The following is a 17,375-nucleotide window of genomic DNA, read 5'->3' on the forward strand; positions in this document are numbered from 1 at the left end:
ATTCAGCATGCAAGACGATCAGCAAGATCAACGCGCCGGCAGCCGCTTCCCCACCTTCACGCGGATCACCAACCGCAATCTCGGTCTGGAGCTTGCGCGCGTGACCGAAGCAGCCGCCCTCGCCTGCGCCCGCTGGACGGGACGTGGCCGCAAGAACGAAGCGGATGGGGCTGCCGTAGCGGCGATGCGCGCCACCTTTGACACGGTGGCAATTGACGGCACAGTGGTGATCGGTGAAGGAGAAATGGACGAAGCGCCGATGCTCTATATCGGCGAACACGTAGGCAGCGGCGGCGCACCGATGGACATTGCAGTCGATCCGCTGGAAGGCACCAATCTCTGTGCCCGCTCCCTGCCCAATGCCCTGACGGTGGTCGCCCTGGCCGAACGCGGGCAGTTCCTGCATGCGCCTGACGTTTATATGGAGAAGATCGCTGTAGGGCCCCACCTGCCTGAAGGGGTGGTGGATCTCGATGCCAGTATTGAAGCCAATCTGCGCGCGCTGGCCCAGGCCAAGAAATGCGATGTCTCCGACCTGACCCTCTGCGCGCTTGACCGCGCGCGCCATGAGGAGATGGTAGCCCATGCACGCGAAGCCGGCGCACGCGTGCGGCTGATCACTGACGGTGACGTGGCTGCTGCTGTCGCCACCTGCCTGCCGCGCAGCGATGTCGACATCTATGCCGGCTCCGGCGGCGCGCCTGAAGGGGTGCTGGCTGCAGCGGCCATCCGCTGCATGCGCGGCCAGATGCAGGGGCGGCTTCTGTTTGAAAACGACACCCAGCGTATCCGTGCGCGCCACATGAACCAGACCGCCGGTGCGGCGCGCCTTGATGACCTCAGCCGCAAGCTCGGCCTCAATGACATGGCGGCAGGCCACGTCTTCTTCTGCGCCACCGGCGTAACCGATGGCGATCTGCTGCAGGGCGTCAGGCGTATGGAGAACGGCTATTTCCGCACCCATTCCGTCATGATGCGCTCTGAAAGCGGCACTTTGCGCTATATGAGCGCCTATCATCACCTCGACAAATACGAAGACCAGTCCGGCAGGACATAATCTCTTTCACCGGCAGACCCGGTTTTCCAGTCAAGAGACCTCAATCCATGCGCTTTCCCCGCTTCCCCGCACTTCTGTCCTCCCTCTTTCTGGCCTCTGCCGCGCCATGCTTTGCTCAAGCTGCACCGGATATGCCGGCTTATACGGAAGTGCTGGCCCAGTCAGGCGGCTGGGTGGTGGCGCGGCATATTGATCCGCATGAGCCGCCGCCAGAACCTGTGAAGCCAGCACCCGCTAAGGGAGAGCCTGCAGTGGAACCGCCGCCTTCCACACGGTTCTGCGCGCTTTATGTCTCTTCAGGCGCCAGGGGATCAGGGGCCACGCCTCTGGCCTTCATGCTGGTAGCAGGACCGCAGGGATGGAAGCTCGACAGTGTCCGTGCCCCAGGCGCCCCGCCGCTCAAACCAGGTCAGCAAAGTGCGCTGACCCTCCAGGCTGGCGATACGGCCCTGCCATTCACCATGTTCAATGCCACACCTGCCATGCAGGTGACCTATCTCAGCCCTGAGCAGGCGCATTCCCTGCTGCAGGCACTTGAGGGCAGCACGCGTGTGACTGTGCTGCCCTCGGTCAAGCAGCACTTCACCCTGACGCTCCCACCGCATTTCAACACATTGGTACAGGCTTTGCGCAGCTGTGTGCCCACCCTGGGCTATGTCGGGCGGAAGTTCTGAGCAGATTGCGCGCTGATCCGGCCAGAATACAGACCCGGCAAGCCGGTAGAACATTTGAAGGCATAAATTTAAAGAGGGACTGGTGGGGAAACGCAGGCGCGTGCTAGAGAGAGCCGCGCTTTTCCGCTCCCGCTTTCTCCAGCCTTTTTCTTTCCGGCATGTTTCTCCTCACCCCGCCGATGTTCGGCCCTTCCCTGGCTGATGATGACCCGACCGCGCCGGTCAACGTCCTGGCCCGGCAGGTTTTTGCCACGCCGGAAAGCTGGCTGCCCCTGACACGCCCGATGCTGGCCATGCTGCTGGGCCTGGGCGTGCTGTGCGCCACGGCAGCCATGATCTGCGCCCGGCGGACGGGCCGGCCTTGGTGGCAGGCGGTCTTGTGGAGTGCACTCTGCTTCCTCTGCCCGCCTGTTCTGCCTGTGCTGATGTGCCTCATGCCGCGCAGCCACAGACTCTCCTCCCCCCGCTCTATGGAAATCGTAGCTCTTATGGGGCTGCTGCTCGTCTGCCTGGTCCTCGGCGCTCAAGGGCTCGCCTGGGCACTGGGCATGAGCCCGGCTGCCGGGGACTGACGCTCGAAAAACGGCCCATGAGGCCCGGCGTGCTGTCAGGCTGATGGCGTAACCGCCCCCTGACCGCACGCCCTGTTTCCTTCCAAACCAGACCGGCTGGCACGGGCGGGAAGCAGACCGGCGCTGGACGGAGAGTGACGCCCTCCTGCCGCTGGGAGACCGTGCCCTCAACGGCGTGACCCTTCTTGCGCTCGAGATCACGACCGCTGCCCCCTACCTTTTACAGGCCTCACAAGAAGCACGCCGCTGCGCCTGATCCCGGAGGGGCACGCACACCATCCCCCTCCAGCACAGCCTTGCACGGCCTCCGGTGCGTGCTAAACAAGACTTCATGACCCCCCGCCTGCCCGATGCCGAGCACGCCTCTTTCTCCACCAGCAATACACCACCTGCCCCGGCCACGGAGGCTGAGGCCCTGGTTTTCGGCGTGAATGCCAGCGCTGGAGGGCGGCGCTGGATCTGGCGACTGGGCCCCCAGGACAACACGCCTGGAAAAAGCACCACTACACAGGAAACGGCGCAGGAGATGATCCGCCAGCACCGGATCGGCGACCTGACGGCGCGCATTCTGGCAGCGCGCGGTCTGATGCTGGAGGAGGTGCCTGCCTTCCTCACCCCCCGCCTGCGCGATGCGATGCCCGATCCCTCCACCCTGGCCGGCATGGATGAAGCGGTTGCGCGCCTGGCCCGTGCGGTGCAGGGCGGCGAGACGATCGGCGTCTTCGGCGATTACGACGTTGACGGGGCTTGCGGCACCGCCCTGCTGGCGGACACCCTGCGTGCGCTCGGCTGCACGGTGTGCACCCACATCCCCGACCGGATGAAGGAAGGCTACGGCCCCAATGCCCCGGCCCTGCAGGCTCTCATGGAGCAGGGCGCGACATTGCTGGTCTGTGTTGATTGCGGCACGACGGCGCTGGACGTGCTGGATAGTTTTGAAGGCCAGGCAGACCGCATCGTGCTCGACCACCACAAGCCGGATCTTGAGCCTGCAAGCGGAAAAGCGCGCCTGCCGCGCGGCATTGTCGTCAACCCCAACCGGCCTGATTGCCGCTCCGGGCTCGGCCATGTCTGTGCAACGGCGGTGGCCTTCCTGACCATGGTGGGGCTGCAGCGGCAGTTGCGACGGCAGGGCTGGTTTGAGACCCATCCTGCCCCGGACCTCATGGCCCAGCTCGACCTCACCGCGCTGGCCACGATCTGCGACGTCATGCCCCTGCGCGGGCTGAACCGCGCCCTGGTGACACAGGGGCTGAAGGTGCTTGAGAAAGGCCGGCGCATCGGTCTGGCGGCCCTGGCTGAAGTGGCGGGCGTGCGCGACATGGGCAATGCGATGAGCTGCGGTTTCGCCCTGGGGCCGCGCATCAATGCCGGCGGCCGCATCGCCCGCGCCGGGCTGGGGCTGAAACTGCTGCTCAGCACCTCGTTGGGCGAGGCGCGCGCCGTGGCTGAGGAGCTGGACGGCGTCAATCGCAAGCGCCAGACGGTGGAAAGCCACATCCTCGATGCCGCGCTGGCACAGGCGCAGGCGCAGGTTGAAGCCGGGCATGCGGTGATCCTGGTTCATGACGAGACCGGCAAAGTCACGCCTGAAGGCGCAACGCCCCAGGCCTGGCATCCGGGCGTGGTAGGCATCGTAGCCGGACGGCTGAAGGAACGCTTCAACCGCCCCGTGCTCGTGGGCGCACGTGTGGAGGACGCGCAGGGCCGGGTTTCAGTCAAGGGCTCAGCACGCTCCATTGCGGGGCTGGACCTGGGGGAAGCGGTGCTGGCGGCCCAGCGCGCCGGACTGCTGCTTTCAGGTGGCGGCCACGCCATGGCAGCCGGCTTCGCGCTGGAAGAAGCGCAGCTCCCCGCCTTTCATGCCCATCTGGACCAATACCTGGGTGAAGCCCGCACCCGCCCGCGCCAGGCGGACCTGCAGCTGGACGGCGTGGTGAGCCTGACCGGCGCCACCATCGCTCTGGCCCGTCAGCTCGCCTGTCTGGCCCCCTTCGGCCCTGGCAACCCCGAGCCCCTGCTGGCTGTGGGGCACGTGCGCTGCGTCAAGGCAGACCGCATCGGCCGTGATGGCAACACGCTGCGGGTGCTGCTGCAGGGCGAGGACGGTCGCGCGCGCCTCAAGGGCCTGGTGTTCCGCGCCAGTGAAAAGCCTTTTGCCGCCCTGCTCGAAGACCGCACGATGCCGCTGATGCACGTGGCAGGCCACCTGCGCAGCGAAGTCTGGCAGGAGCGCGAGAGCGTCACTTTCTTCATTGAAGACGCCGCTCCGGCCTGAAGCGCACAAACCCTGCGCCTGGTGCCGGAAACGCCCTTCCAAAAACGCGCCCGCCCCCAGAATCCCCTTGACCGCCACGGGTCCCGCTGGTATCACCCCTTCACGCCTCCAGTCCCGTTCGTCTAGAGGCCTAGGACACCGCCCTTTCACGGCGGCAACACGGGTTCGAATCCCGTACGGGACGCCAGAAGAATCTCCAAATCAATTCATATCAGTATGAGAGCCGCAGAAAACTGCGGTTTTTTTGTTATCTCTTGTACAGATCGGTTTAGAGGTGTCTTAGTGCGTCCAGCATAAAGCTGGGTATTTCGCTGGGTAGCAATTTTGGGGATGGGGATGGCCGGGCCGAAAACACTTTCGGACGCGAAAATTCGCAGTCTCAAACCGCGGGAGAAGGCCTATCGCTTCTCCGACACCCTGGGTCTGTACATACAGGCAGGTTTCCACCTCCGGCACCTCCGGTATTTTTACCATGGCACTGAAAAATGCTAGCTTTGGGCCGCTACCTAGTCGTTGGTCTTAAGGCCGCACGAAGGGCACGGTCATTAACCATCACCTGCTCGAGGGATACACATTTTTCTTTCGCAACAAAATCGGTATGCCGCTCCTCGGAAGGCAACATGTAGAGGATGTGAAGTGGCAGAAACTCGCCTGCTACCTGAAGTTCCCGCTTCAACTGCGAAAGTGCGTTACCACCAGGCCCGACGATTAGAATGTCGATATCCTCACCAATACCACGCAAAGCCGAACCGAACATGTAGGCGGAAAATTGTTCTAGGGACCTGCAGCTACCGAGTAGATGGACTGCTACCTCGCCGGCCGTCATCAGGCCGTTTTCAAATAATTCTTTAGCTCTTCCCATTTTATCACCTTGCATCCAAGCTCAGCACCGGCGTTAACCGCTTCCGCCGACGGATTTCCATTCGGATTGATATTCAAAACAATATCGACAGACCCAAACTCATCCCAGAGGCTGCGCACAGCGTCCGCGGTGGGCTCATAGTCGGCGATCATACCGATTCTGAGCACAGTCCCGGTCTTGAGCGTAATCTGGTAAATGCGGTCATATTCCCGAATTACCTTCTGCACACTCCAATATTGCCGAAGGAGCCGATCCCAGAAAAAGTAGGTCTTGTGGGAGGCGATATTCGCCTTGCCTTCAAGCACTGCCGAAGTCAAGGTTGCGGCACTACCCCAGCCGATGCGAGCCTCCTGAAGAATTTCGATTGTATCACCGGGCCAGATGCAGGACTTCCTATAACCGCACAGGAAATCCATTTTCGGGTATTTTCCCCTGTAGCTTACTGCTGTCGCTATATCGATTTTATGTGCAGCAGATATCACGGCCAAGACGCCTGGTTGATTCTCAGCCTCAAGCCGGATTAACTCTCCTTCCACATGCTGCGCGCTTATATTCGGCTCCTTATCAAGGAGCGCGAGCATGCATTCCACCTGCCACATCATAAAAACATGTCTTCCATCGCTTTGGGAAACCGGATCGCACGTCCAGAAACGTTGCACACATGGCGTTCTGCCAAACCGCGGACATGTTCCTGAAACTCCGCGAAGATCCGACGTTCATCTTCCGTGGCTAGCCCTAAGTTAGCTCTGATAATTGCTTGAATCCGATAGTTATTGGGTAGAATAACGCTTCGCATCCGTTTGCTCCATCCTTTTGCAACTTCGGACTCTGGATCATAGTTAAAGTCCGTCCCATGCTCCGGGGCAAACCTGTTCCAAATAGCTTTGTTTTCGGCCATAAATCCGGCAATCGCCTCTCTCGCTATGCAGCGATTGACATAGGCCCTAATCCCTTGCTTAGTAGCAAGGTTGGCAAGGTGGTTCTCCTTCCAATCCAAAAGAATATTACGCGGAAAGCTAGCGGGATCTTTGTCAATCTTCGTGTGGCATGTCGGGCAAAGCAGGATTAAATTCTCGAACACATCAGGGTCGAAGCTATCGTTGGGTCGATCTTCGCGACGCGGCCCAGCCTCACCATGTGGAACGACATGAGCCATTTCAGCGATATGCTTAGCACCACCCAATTCGACTGGAAAAAGTGGTTCGAGACAATCTGGGTTTTGGCAATGACCAGATGCCTCAGAAAATAGTCGCAGTTTAGTCTCCGCCGGTATTGCCTTACGTTGGGTCATCAACAAGTCCCCGTTTGTCATTCACCTGCGTTACAAATATAGAATTTTTTGGGTTACAATTGGTCAGTTGTGAAGGCGTAAGCGGACATATCTGCTCCTCTACTCAAGCATATATTCTGTCCGAAAAGCTTAGAGCAGCCACTAAAAGTAAAACATATATCCCAAAGCTGGTAATTCATGTTCTTTAAAGTCCAGCGGGCTTCCATTTACCATCAGAGCTGACGTTTCATTGACATATCACTTCTAAATATGTCTTTACTGAAACAATCTCACTTTCTCAGGAAGAAACTTCTTTCTGGGCAGCAGTCATCTTGGTGGCGCGTGTTCAAAACGCGGGCCACACCCTGAATATGGAGAGCTGTTTCATGGCTAGACATTCCGGGCCGGGCGGGTCCGGCGAAAGCAGTGCCCGCCTCTCGCCCCTGCAGGCCTTCCGGGCTGAGCATTCGCGGGGCTTCTATGTGATCTCCTGCGCCTGGGTCGGCATTCTGGCCGTGATCGGGCTCTACCTTGTCGGGTTCGGCGGGTATCTCGTGCATCTGGGTGGCTCGCCCTATTATGTCCTGTTCGGCCTGGCGATGCTGGCGGCGGCAGTGTTCTATTTCGGCCGCCCGACCCTCTCCCTGCTCTGTGTCGTCGGCGCAGCGTTGCTGACGCTGCCGTGGGCCTTCTGGGAGTGCGGTGCGAATTATTGGGCCCTTTTCCCGCGCCTGCTGATGCCCTTCGGCCTGGCGGTCGTCGCCCTGTTTCTCTACAGCCCGGCGGCTGCGCCGCGCATGCCGGCAAGCTGGCGCAAGGCCGCCACATGCGGCGGCTGGGTCGGCCTCGTGCTCTGCGTGCTCGGCTTCGGGCGCGGCTTCATGAACGTGCCGATCATCACGCCTGATGCCAAGCAGCTGGCTGATTACAAGCTGCCCACGCCTGAAGCGCTGAAAGCGGCTGGCGAGAACGTCTCCGACTGGACCGCATGGGGCCGTACCAATCACGGCACGCGCTATGCGCCCTTTCAGCAGATCAACCGCGACAACGTCAAAGACCTCAAGCTGGCCTGGCAGGCCCATACGGGGGACCTCGGCCCCGGCGTGCGCCAGGACACGCCGCTGCAGATCGGCGATACGGTTTTTGATTGCACCCCCAATGACATCATCGTGGCGATGGATGCCGATACCGGCAAGATCCGCTGGCGCTACAATACCGTCTCCACCACTGCCGCTCCGTGGCAGCGCTGCCGCGGTCTGGCCTATTATGAAGTGCCTGCCGCGGTCCAGGAAGCGGCGCAGCAGGCAGGTGATTCCCGGGCGCCCCGGACCAATGATGCTGACGAAGCCCTGGCGCCGCCTTCAGCCTGCAGGCGCCGGCTCATCAACACCACGATCGATGCGCGCCTGATCGAGCTGGATGCCGATACCGGCAAGCCCTGCGCCACCTTCGGCCAGCAGGGGGTCGTCGATCTCACCCAGGGCATGGGCCGCGTGCCTTCGGGCTTCTATTTCCAGACCGCCGCCCCCACCGTGGCGCGCGGGCAGGTCATCATCGGCGGCTGGGTGATGGACAACATGATGCGCGGCGAGCCTTCAGGCGTCATCCGTGCATTTGATGCGGTCACTGGCAAGCTCACCTGGGCGTGGGACATGGGCCATCCGGACTGGACGGGCGCGCCCCCGCCGGGCGAGCACTACACGCGCGGCACCCCCAACATGTGGACCTCCGCCGCCTATGACGACAAGCTGGGCCTGGTTTATGTGCCGCTGGGCAATGATACGCCCGACTACAACACCATCAACCGCAAGCGTGTCTCCCATCTCTTCAACTCCTCCATCGTGGCGCTGGACATCAAGACCGGCAAGCCGCGCTGGAAGTTCCAGACCGTCCACAAGGACGTGTGGGATTACGACCTTCCCTCCCAGCCGGCCCTGGTGGACGTGCCGGACGGCAAGGGCGGCACGATCCCAGCTGTCATCCAGACCACCAAGCGCGGGCAGATCTTCTTCCTGAACCGGGCGACCGGCGAGCCGATCACCAAGGTGGAGGAAAAACCTGTCGCCACCGCCAAGGGCGAGCTGCCGGGCGAAGAGCTTTCACCCACCCAGCCCTACTCTGTGGGCATGCCCACGATCGGTGCGGACCACCTGACCGAAAAGTTCATGTGGGGCGCGACGATGCTGGACCAACTGCTGTGCCGCATCCAGTTCCACAAGGTCTACTACACGGGTGACTTCACCCCTGCCTCGCTGCGGCCCAGCATCGAGCAGCCGGGCAATATTGGCGGGCTGAACTGGGGCAGCGTCTCCTATGACCCCGTTAACCATCTCGCCATGATGAACGACATCCGCGTGCCCAGCCTGTTCTTCCAGGTGCCGCGCGACAAGTTCACCGGCGTGCTGCTGCACGGGCATTTCCCCAACCCCTTCACCGATGCCGGTCACGGCCCCGCACCGCAATACGGCACGCCTTACGGCATGATCACGGAGTTCTGGCTCTCGGTCATCGGCGCCCCCTGCGTGCAGCCGCCTTACGGCACCATCACGGCCGTCAACATGGATACCCACAAGATCGCCTGGCAGGTGCAGGGCGGCACGGTGGAGAAGATGGGCCCCTTCGGCATCCCCTCCCACCTGCCGATGACGATGGGCATGCCCACCTATGCCGGCACCATGACGACAGCTGGCGGGCTCGTCTTCTTCAGCGGCAACCAGGACTTCTACCTGCGCGCCTATGACGGGGCGAACGGCAAGCTTCTGTGGCAGTATGCGCTGCCCATCGGCTCAAGCGCGACACCGATGAGCTACGTCTCCCCGAAGACCGGGCGGCAGTATATCCTGGTCTCTGTCGGTGGCATGAACCATAACGGCCCCACCGGGGACCTGATGATGGCCTTCGCCCTGCCGGAAAAGAACAGCAAGGCGGCTTCCACGGCCGCGCCCGCCAGCGCGCCCGGCGAGAAAACATCCTCTGAGACAACCTCTCAGCCTTCCTGAACCGGGCTCGGTCAGAACAAAAAAGGGCGCTCCGGATCTCGCATCCGGAGCGCCCTTTTTATATCCGGTGCCAGAGCGGGAAGGTCAGCGAGCCGCTTTCAGGTGGAACCGTGTGATCTCGGGTGGAATGCCCAGGCGCAGGGCGAAGCCGGGCCACAGGCCGGTGCCATTACTCACATACAGCGCCATGCTGCCGCCGCGCCCGTTGCTGACACGGTAAAGCCCTGAAACGAAACCGTCATTGCCGCGCGCGACCAGGCGGTCCAGCCCGTAAAGCATACCGCCATGGGTATGGCCTGAAAGCTGGAGCGCTACACCCATCCGGGCTGCCTTGCGCGCATCGCCCGGCTGGTGATCGAGCAGAATAATGGGCACATGCGGCGGGCAACCAGCCAGGGCCGCTTCGAGATCATGCGGCGCTTCGCCATAATGGGCGGCTGCACGGTCCGTCACCCCGGCGATCACCAGCCGTGCCGGTTCAGGCGTGGGGCGCGCCACCACCACATGGCGGTTGAGCAGCATCTGTATGCCCAGGTTTTCCAGCGCCGCCATCCAGGCCCCGTAGTCAAAGCCGTATTCATGGTTGCCAGGCACGCCGAACACGCCGTCCGGCGCCTGCAGCGCAGCCAGACCTGCAACGTCCTGGCGGCGCATGGCCACAGAGCCGTCAATGAAGTCTCCTGTCACGACGATCATGTCAGGCCTGGCGGCATTAACGCGCGCCACCACCTGTGCCACCCAGCGGACAGGAAAAAGCCGGGTGACGTGCAGGTCGCTCAGCTGCACCAGGTAATAGCCATCCAGCGCCGGGTCAAGACCGGGAAGCGTGACTGTCACGTCCCGGATGGGCGGCACCCTGACCGCACTGGCCACGCCCCAGGCCGCCAGAATGCCTGCCACAACCGCGATCACCACGCGCGGGGCCGTGCCGACAGCCACCCAGTGCCCTGCAACCAGCGCCCGCACTGCCGCCGCCAGGTCCAGCCCCAGCTGCAGCAGGGCCAGAAACAGCAGGGTGCCGAAAGCCCAGTTGAACAGGATGATGAGCGGGCGCGGCATCTCCGCCACCAGCACGGAGCCTGAAGAAAGCCGGCACCATTGGTGATAGAAAGCCACCACGACAATCAGCACTGCCGCGACAAGCTTGCCGGCCAGGGGCAGCGGCAGGGGCCACAGCCAGTTCAGGAGCAGGATAAGTAGGGGAACAGCGAAGACGAGCAGGCGCAAGACGATCACAACCTATGTTCAGGCGCTGGATTCAGGTTTTGCCTCAGGCAGAGGCCCGCAGAACCCGAGACCCGCGCGTGGACTGGAAAAGCCCAGGATAATGCCACCCGGAGGATGTGAACAGGGAAGCAAAGATTTTGACTTCCCGGGCGCGGCTAGGTAGGCAGGGATTCTCTCTTTGATTTCTCGCGCCGCGCCCTTCCAGCAGTAGAGCCACGCCCACGGATGATTTCAAACCGCTTCAGGAACGACGTCCCACCAAGTTTCTCGTTGGCCTCTGCACTGACGTGCAACCGGACGGCAGGTGAAGCACAACGTTTCCCCAGCGAATCAATCATTCCTGTTTCCTTTTTCCGTCACGGCAATTACATCCGTCGCCGGGGCAGCCTGACCTGGCTGGGCCTGAGCGGCGCAGCTCTGGGGAGCGTGCTGAGTGCGGCATTTCTGGTCCCTGATGCGAAGGCTGCTTCCAATACCCCTGTAACCGCAGCCAGTCCCGGCTCGTCTGGCGGCACCAGCACGCGGCCGCAGGAAAGCAGCGGGAATGCCGGCTTGAAGGTGCAGAACAGCACTAAGGGGCGCGAGCCGCTGCGGCCCACGGATGCCAGCACCTATCCCGGCATGCAGCAGAAGGCACGGACTTCAGGCCATGGGCGCCCGTTCATCAGCCTGCAGAACGGCTGGCCGACCATCAATCTGAGCTGGCTGGCTCCCAAGAAACCCCTGCCTGAGCAGTGGTATGCCGGCACAATGATCGGCTATTCCCCGGCTTTCCTGGAAGGGGAAGGCGGTTTCGAGCCGATGTCGATCGGCAATCTGCCGGTCGGGCGTTTTGATTCGCACGGCCGCCAGACGCGTGGCAGCTCCATGAAGACCTTCACCCAGGATGAATGGTTCAAGCAGGCGCTCAATAACCGCATTTCCGTCGTGGTGCAGCCGACATGGGGCATCACCTCGGGCGGTCGCACTGCAGGCGGAACCAAGGTCAAAAGCAGCAAGGTCCAGTTCAATGACCTACCGGTGGATCTGAACTACCGTTTCGAGAGCACCTATTCGCCCTCGCTGACAGCCTATATGGGCTTTCAGGCCCCCACAGGCAGTTACTCCAACCTCTCGCGCGCTTCTGAGGCCGGGGGCACAGGCACGTGGAACCTGCGTTACGGCATGCTGCTGCAGTTCGTGCAGCCTTTCTTCCAGCGTGAGGTGCGCTTCCGTATCTGGAGCTTTGCCCGCACGCCCGTGACATCAGCCCGGCTGCGCAACATTTCAGCCTATGGCACAGGCAAGGGCTTCCGGGGCAGTGCCCACCCGGGCCCTTACGGCACCAACGGCATCACGATGGAATTCGGCATCACGCGCGCCTGGGTGTTCGGCCTCGACCTGTTCAATGACTGGTCCAGTTCGACCAAGGTGCACGGCTTCTACAAGAACGACCCCACCAAGCACGCCCCACACCGCACCGGCTGGTCCACCGACTACCAGATCGGCCCGACACTGGAATATTCCTACAGCCCCAATCTCTCAGGCGCGCTGGAACTGGTCGTCACCGCCGCCGGCCACAACACCCCCCACATCGTCTCCCCCCAGTTCGGGATTTATTACGCCTGGTGAGAAAGGAATAAGGCCTGCTTCCTCACCGGGAGCACTTTCAGCCCTGCAATCGTTTCAGCGCCACGCTTAAAGTCCAGCGGCGGTAGAAGGCGAAGGCCAGGCACAGGAGCAGCAGGGGCAGGAGCAGGACAGCCACGATAAGCAGGAAGCTCAGGCACAGCGCCAGAAAAACCGGAATGAAGGTAACATAGGCGTTCTGAAGTTCCGCAAGCTGGGAGGCCGGGATCCAGTCTGCGGGGATGAGGGTGGCCACCAGGGTGATGCCGTCCAGCAGAATCCAGGGCAGGGCCAGCAGGACCAGGGTTGCCAGCACCAGGCCCAGCAGAAGCAGGCACCAGAAGTCATTGCGCAGGAGGCGTTTCAGGAAGATCAGTCCTGACTGTGAATCAAAAAGTGCTGTTTTCTGCTCGCCAGCTGGTTCTGTGGGAGTTTGAGCAGTTTCAGCAGTGTGCGTCAGCCGCGCGTGCAGCTCAGCGGCCCTGACTTCATGAGACAGCCCGCGGCGCTGGTACAGGAGACGGCAGAAGGGAATGATCAGCCCGAAACCCGCCAGCAGGGCGATCCCCTGCCACAGCCAGTAAGCTGCCGGACCATTCACGATCGCCTGCCCGACCTGATTTATCCATTGGTTGATATTGGCCACAGATACAGCATCACCAGTAAAGGCAGGCAACGTGGCAAGAGCTGCCAGAAAGCCCCCCCATGAGGCATTGAGCACCCCGAAGGCCAGAATCTGGGCGAACATGACCGTCAGCAGAGCGGTGCTGTTACGGTGCAGAGCCTGCCAAAGCGCAAGCAGGACGGAAGGCGGGGAAGACATGGGCCGGATCTCCTGGGTGGGGTGGGCGTGCAGGAATTGAAAACTCTCTTTTCGTAACACGCCCCAAAGCGAACAGGTAGGCGCCTTGCCCCGTCACCCAAAAACCACGGCCTGGGGCAAAGGCGTAAACACTGGCAGGCAAAGACAAGAAAAGAATGGGAAAGTTAGGTTTGCTTGCAGAATAATTGAAACAACCCATTTACGCATCTGAACGAGGGGAATTCACATGACTGCGCTGCCGGAAACCCATGCCCCCTTCCCTGCCAGGGTTTTCTTCCTTTTCGGCCCTGCTGCCAGCCTCATGAAGTCAGGGTCGCTTCTGGGTGCGGTTCTGACAGTAGGCATGCTGGGCGGCTGCAGCGAGCACTCCCTTTACTGCAGGCCCGGTGCGGTCCATGCCAGCGCCAGCTTTGCCGAAGGGCTGCTGTGGCCCACATGGCCTGTCAGCACCATGGCGCTCTGCCCCCCGCCCAAACCCACGCCTGCCCCCACCAAGACTGCAACCGTCACGCTTTCCGGTCAGGCTGGTTCCGGCCAGTCAAGTTCCGGTCAGGCTGGGGGCTCGGCGCAGGCGTCCGCACACCCTCAAACCCAGAGCGCAGCGCCTGCACGCCCGGTGCCGACCAAGCCCATGACGACCGAAGAGCTCAACCAGCTGCAACTCGACAAACTGCCTGGGGCTCCTGCTGCCAGCTCAACGCCTTTTTCGGCTCCCTCGAAGACAGCTGTCACGCCGCCTTCATGAAGAGTCATATTATTTTTATATAGATCTATATTTTCCCTTGACAGGCGCGCGGTATTCCCCTATAAAGGACTTCTCCCGACAACGAAGCAGCAGATGGTGATCTTCGGATCAGCCCGCCACCTTCTGTCGTGGAGATCCCAAAATCACAGCGCGCGACGCCAGTCTTCAGAAGTCTCTGCCCCTCACAGAGGAAAGCAGACTTCAATGAAGGCGGAAGAGTTTTCTCTTCTGGGCTGATGCTGTGTCTCAAAAATGCGCCGAACCCCGTCGGGACGGCGCTTTTTTTGTGTCCGATTTTCGGAACCAAGCTCGGAAAACCGCCAGAAAATATCAGAAAATCTCGACCATCGTTTTACAGCCCAGCAAAGCCGCATTGCGCAGATTGCCCTGCCCATTGGGGCGGACGAAATATTCAAACAAAGGCTGCACAATGATGCCGCGCGCCACGTGCACAGCGTAGTTGACCTCCAGCACGCTGGCATGGCGCTGGATGCCGGTGGCGTGATTGGGCATGGAGCCATAAGGCGCGGAATGGCGGCCGTGCAAAAGCAGGGCATCGGTTCTCTGCACGCCATGAGGCATGCGCTCGTAAGTGAAAGCGATGCCGAAGGTATCGTAAGGCCGGCTGCGGAAAATGCCGCGGTCGATCAGGGCCGCATAGGTCTCCCACTCGCGCAGCGCAACGGAAGCATCATTGTAGAGAAAGCCCGTCATGAAGATCAGGCCGCGCTTTTTGTCGTGGTAATGGTTGAGCAGCTGCTGGTCCATCATGAACCAAGCGCCATAGGTGTTGCGCTTCATGGCCGGCTTGCGTCCTGTCAGCACATAGGGCTGGCCGCTGGCATCGCGGTAATTATCCGCTGTCGGCGCTGTCATCAGCACCGCACCCACCTTGTAGTGCCCGGGAAACTTGTTCTGAAACACGGGCTCCCACCCCGCTTCAAAAGGCAGGCGCACGCCATGGATGGTGGCGCCATTGTATTTGAAGCCGGTGCGGTGCTGCGCCACGCCGTAAATGCCTTCCTCGGCTGCATAAGCGCCGGTCTGAAGGTAGATGAAGCGCTGCGGCCGGCCACGGATACGCCCGCCCCAGACGGCCCCGGGATAACCGCTGACATAGGGATTGTCTGTCGCTGCCTTGGGGCGTCCGCACATGCTGCCGTTCTGGAAGTTGCAGAAAAGCGGGCTACTTTCGAAGTTGGCCATTTCACCAAGCCGGCCCGCCGCAATGGAAAGGCGTGCGCCGAACAGCGTTTCCTCGCCGTAAGCGGTAACGAGATGAACCACCACATTGCCACCGCCGCCATAGTCTTCCGAGGCGTGGTTGAGCCAGTCCCCGAACATGCGGTTGGCCGTGGTGCCGTAACGCCCCACTGTGATGACATGGGTGGCGAAACCGCGCATGCCCAGGATCTGCTCCCAGTTCACATCCAGCGACATCGCCGTCTGCCCGGCATTGCTGGCCCCCTGCTTGTAGGTGGGAAAACCCTTGGTGGGCTTGGTAATGGCGCCGGCAAATTCATTTGTGTTGGAGAGCAGATAGTTCACCCCCCGCTTGCGCAGCCACGACAGCGCGCCGAAGCCGGTGGGGAAAACCGCCTGGGGCGTGTTGAAGGCGGGCACCGTAATATCGTCATCGCGCTTGGGCGGCAGCGGGGTTGCAACGCGGATTTCCGGCTGGGCCTCGATATTGTTGTCCATCACCTGGGCCCGGGCTGCAGGGGCGAAAAGGCAGAACAGCAGGGCCATCAGGGCAAGGAGCGTCATGCAGGCCGACCCCATGCCGCTGCTCCATCCTTGCCCGATCACCTGAACCAGCGGGTCGGGCGTGCTCGGAAGCGGTAGGGAAAAGCCTTCTTCCGGCCTGAGAACTTCTCCACCCCGAAACCGCTGCAGCCAGGTCCACAGGCTGAAAACGCCGCAAAGCCAGAGCAATTCCACTCTGCCAGCCCGTTCTTCATCCCCCTGCAAGGTCTTTTCTGCTTGCTCTGCCACAATCCCTTGCATCCGCCACTCACGTCGCCTTTGAATTTTGCGGCATTACATATCACAGAGTAGGTTTTCAAAAGGTTTACGTTTTAAGATCGGATTAAATTCTGATTTATATTCCCCTTACCCAGAAGCGGCTTAATCCGTTCCTATATCGTTAAATTTCCGGAAACAGATCCTCAAAGCCTGATCCCTCCACCAGGACAGACAGAGCCTTTGCAAGCATCCATATTATTTTTATATGAACCTATATTTCTTCTTGACAGACACTCGGCATTCCCCTATAAAGGACTTCTCCCGACAACGAAGCAGCAGATGGTGATCTTCGGATCAGCCCGCCACCTTCTGTCGTGGAGATCCCAAAATCACAGCGCGCGACGCCAGTCTTCAGAAGTCTTTGCCCCTCACAGAGGAAAGCAGACTTCAAGGAAGGCGGAAGAGTTTTCTCTTCTGGGCTGATGCTGTGTCTCAAAAATGCGCCGAACCCCGTCGGGACGGTGCTTTTTTTGTGCCCGGATTTCGGGCGCGGGCTCAGAACAGGCTGGGCAGAACGAGGTAGATATTGGCTTCCAGATACTGATGCAGCTGGGCCAGTTCTTCCGCCTGGGCGGGGGTGACTTCGATTTTATCCACACCCTGGGCAAAAAGCGTCTTGTAGAACCGCACGCCCTGCACCCACTTGTTGAAGAACGGTGTGGCCTTTTCCAGGCGAGTCGAGAACTCTTCAAACCCATCAAAAGTGAAATCCTGCACCAGGGCTTTGTAACGCTTGAGCAGATTATCGCCCAAACCGTCATTATACGCCACTTTCAGCAGGTCCAGCAGGGCGCTATGGGCTTCATTGAGCGGCGTGAACGGTGTCTGCAACACGGCATATAGGTCACTGCCGGCACGACCCCATTTGCCCAGCTGACTGCCGAAAGAGCGGACTTCAGCGCCATAGCCCACCAGCTCGAAAATCTGTTCACTCATGGCTGTACCCTTTTCATCCCACAAATATCCCCAGAATTATCCATAGGACGACAGGCCTGGTGGAATGACTTCCGGACAATGTGAACCTCGCCATGAAAGCGTGCCCTGTTCCTGCCCCCAACTCAAGCCCTGATCTCCCCGCCCGCAAAGCAGCTCTGTGCCCCAAGCAGGGATACTGACAACAGAATCTTCCCCTGTGGGATTATCCAACAGTCATGTCGGCAGTTGCTGTTCAAAAAGCATATTTTCAGTCATTATATCTTGTCAGGCCACGCTGATCGTGATGGGGTAAGCCGTAG

14 protein-coding genes and 1 tRNA gene are annotated in these 17,375 nt (G+C 60.7%); 8 read left to right on the forward strand and 7 right to left on the reverse strand.

Annotation, left to right across the window (positions count from 1 at the left end; translation table 11 throughout):
• Positions 1 to 7: 7 nt before the first annotated feature.
• The 5 genes from glpX to E3E11_RS03150 all read left to right on the forward strand — a co-directional run bounded on the left by glpX (position 8) and on the right by E3E11_RS03150 (position 4,768).
• On the forward strand, positions 8 to 1,057 hold the full coding sequence (gene glpX, locus E3E11_RS03130; protein ID WP_141451148.1) for a class II fructose-bisphosphatase: 1,050 nt from the start codon (positions 8 to 10) through the stop codon (positions 1,055 to 1,057).
• A gap of 47 nt (positions 1,058 to 1,104) precedes the next feature.
• Positions 1,105 to 1,731, forward strand: coding sequence for a hypothetical protein (locus tag E3E11_RS03135; RefSeq protein ID WP_141451149.1), 627 nt, complete (start codon positions 1,105 to 1,107; stop codon positions 1,729 to 1,731).
• Positions 1,732 to 1,889: 158 nt separating this feature from the next.
• Positions 1,890 to 2,303: a hypothetical protein gene (locus E3E11_RS03140; protein WP_141451150.1), complete on the forward strand. Its 414-nt coding sequence runs from the start codon at positions 1,890 to 1,892 to the stop codon at positions 2,301 to 2,303.
• Positions 2,304 to 2,634: 331 nt separating this feature from the next.
• Entirely contained in the window at positions 2,635 to 4,581 is a 1,947-nt protein-coding gene (gene recJ, locus E3E11_RS03145; RefSeq protein WP_141451151.1) for a single-stranded-DNA-specific exonuclease RecJ, read from the forward strand.
• Positions 4,582 to 4,692: 111 nt separating this feature from the next.
• Positions 4,693 to 4,768: transfer RNA gene (locus tag E3E11_RS03150), tRNA-Glu, on the forward strand.
• 315 nt (positions 4,769 to 5,083) lie between these two features.
• Here the strand turns inward: E3E11_RS03150 and E3E11_RS03155 are convergent.
• From E3E11_RS03155 to E3E11_RS03165, 3 genes are read right to left on the reverse strand one after another with little or no spacing between them, the layout of a single operon-like run.
• Positions 5,084 to 5,443, reverse strand: coding sequence for a nucleotidyltransferase domain-containing protein (locus E3E11_RS03155; protein ID WP_196778310.1), 360 nt, complete (start codon positions 5,441 to 5,443; stop codon positions 5,084 to 5,086).
• Positions 5,407 to 6,024 carry a hypothetical protein gene (locus E3E11_RS08500; RefSeq protein WP_196778311.1) on the reverse strand — a complete coding sequence of 206 codons (618 nt, stop codon included), beginning with the start codon at positions 6,022 to 6,024 and terminating at the stop codon, positions 5,407 to 5,409. Before E3E11_RS08500 ends, E3E11_RS03155 begins: the two co-directional genes overlap by 37 nt.
• 17 nt (positions 6,025 to 6,041) lie before the next feature.
• Positions 6,042 to 6,734, reverse strand: coding sequence for an HNH endonuclease (locus E3E11_RS03165; RefSeq protein ID WP_141451152.1), 693 nt, complete (start codon positions 6,732 to 6,734; stop codon positions 6,042 to 6,044).
• Positions 6,735 to 7,099: 365 nt separating this feature from the next.
• Here E3E11_RS03165 and E3E11_RS03170 point away from each other — a divergent pair, with 365 nt between their 5' ends.
• Positions 7,100 to 9,712, forward strand: a complete 2,613-nt coding sequence (locus tag E3E11_RS03170; protein ID WP_141451153.1) for a membrane-bound PQQ-dependent dehydrogenase, glucose/quinate/shikimate family — start codon at positions 7,100 to 7,102, stop codon at positions 9,710 to 9,712.
• A gap of 84 nt (positions 9,713 to 9,796) precedes the next feature.
• Here E3E11_RS03170 and E3E11_RS03175 read toward each other — a convergent pair whose 3' ends face one another.
• The gene (locus E3E11_RS03175) at positions 9,797 to 10,939 is read right to left on the reverse strand and encodes a metallophosphoesterase (RefSeq protein WP_141452086.1); all 1,143 of its coding nucleotides are present in this window, start codon (positions 10,937 to 10,939) and stop codon (positions 9,797 to 9,799) included.
• Between the two features lie 270 nt (positions 10,940 to 11,209).
• Here E3E11_RS03175 and E3E11_RS03180 point away from each other — a divergent pair, with 270 nt between their 5' ends.
• On the forward strand, positions 11,210 to 12,550 hold the full coding sequence (locus E3E11_RS03180) for a hypothetical protein (protein ID WP_141451154.1): 1,341 nt from the start codon (positions 11,210 to 11,212) through the stop codon (positions 12,548 to 12,550).
• Positions 12,551 to 12,587: 37 nt separating this feature from the next.
• Here E3E11_RS03180 and E3E11_RS03185 read toward each other — a convergent pair whose 3' ends face one another.
• Positions 12,588 to 13,370, reverse strand: a complete 783-nt coding sequence (locus E3E11_RS03185; protein ID WP_141451155.1) for a hypothetical protein — start codon at positions 13,368 to 13,370, stop codon at positions 12,588 to 12,590.
• A 226-nt stretch (positions 13,371 to 13,596) separates the two neighbouring features.
• Between E3E11_RS03185 and E3E11_RS03190 the strand changes: the two genes are divergently transcribed.
• Positions 13,597 to 14,115, forward strand: coding sequence for a hypothetical protein (locus tag E3E11_RS03190; protein WP_141451156.1), 519 nt, complete (start codon positions 13,597 to 13,599; stop codon positions 14,113 to 14,115).
• Between the two features lie 330 nt (positions 14,116 to 14,445).
• Here E3E11_RS03190 and E3E11_RS03195 read toward each other — a convergent pair whose 3' ends face one another.
• Together E3E11_RS03195 and E3E11_RS03200 are read right to left on the reverse strand one after the other, a co-directional pair.
• Positions 14,446 to 16,110, reverse strand: a complete 1,665-nt coding sequence (locus E3E11_RS03195; protein ID WP_331250973.1) for a carbohydrate porin — start codon at positions 16,108 to 16,110, stop codon at positions 14,446 to 14,448.
• Positions 16,111 to 16,635: 525 nt separating this feature from the next.
• Positions 16,636 to 17,076, reverse strand: a complete 441-nt coding sequence (locus E3E11_RS03200) for a hypothetical protein (RefSeq protein WP_141451157.1) — start codon at positions 17,074 to 17,076, stop codon at positions 16,636 to 16,638.
• Between the last annotated feature and the right edge of the window lie 299 nt (positions 17,077 to 17,375).

This window comes from Oecophyllibacter saccharovorans (assembly GCF_006542375.1).
Classification (GTDB): domain Bacteria; phylum Pseudomonadota; class Alphaproteobacteria; order Acetobacterales; family Acetobacteraceae; genus Oecophyllibacter; species Oecophyllibacter saccharovorans.

Coding starts and splice junctions, on each gene's coding strand:
- glpX (WP_141451148.1), top strand. CDS start 8: ATGCAAGACGATCAGCAAGATCAACGCGCCGGCAGCCGCTTCCCCACC.
- E3E11_RS03135 (WP_141451149.1), top strand. CDS start 1,105: ATGCGCTTTCCCCGCTTCCCCGCACTTCTGTCCTCCCTCTTTCTGGCC.
- E3E11_RS03140 (WP_141451150.1), top strand. CDS start 1,890: ATGTTTCTCCTCACCCCGCCGATGTTCGGCCCTTCCCTGGCTGATGAT.
- recJ (WP_141451151.1), top strand. CDS start 2,635: ATGACCCCCCGCCTGCCCGATGCCGAGCACGCCTCTTTCTCCACCAGC.
- E3E11_RS03155 (WP_196778310.1), bottom strand. CDS start 5,443: ATGGGAAGAGCTAAAGAATTATTTGAAAACGGCCTGATGACGGCCGGC.
- E3E11_RS08500 (WP_196778311.1), bottom strand. CDS start 6,024: ATGCTCGCGCTCCTTGATAAGGAGCCGAATATAAGCGCGCAGCATGTG.
- E3E11_RS03165 (WP_141451152.1), bottom strand. CDS start 6,734: ATGACCCAACGTAAGGCAATACCGGCGGAGACTAAACTGCGACTATTT.
- E3E11_RS03170 (WP_141451153.1), top strand. CDS start 7,100: ATGGCTAGACATTCCGGGCCGGGCGGGTCCGGCGAAAGCAGTGCCCGC.
- E3E11_RS03185 (WP_141451155.1), bottom strand. CDS start 13,370: ATGTCTTCCCCGCCTTCCGTCCTGCTTGCGCTTTGGCAGGCTCTGCAC.
- E3E11_RS03190 (WP_141451156.1), top strand. CDS start 13,597: ATGACTGCGCTGCCGGAAACCCATGCCCCCTTCCCTGCCAGGGTTTTC.
- E3E11_RS03200 (WP_141451157.1), bottom strand. CDS start 17,076: ATGAGTGAACAGATTTTCGAGCTGGTGGGCTATGGCGCTGAAGTCCGC.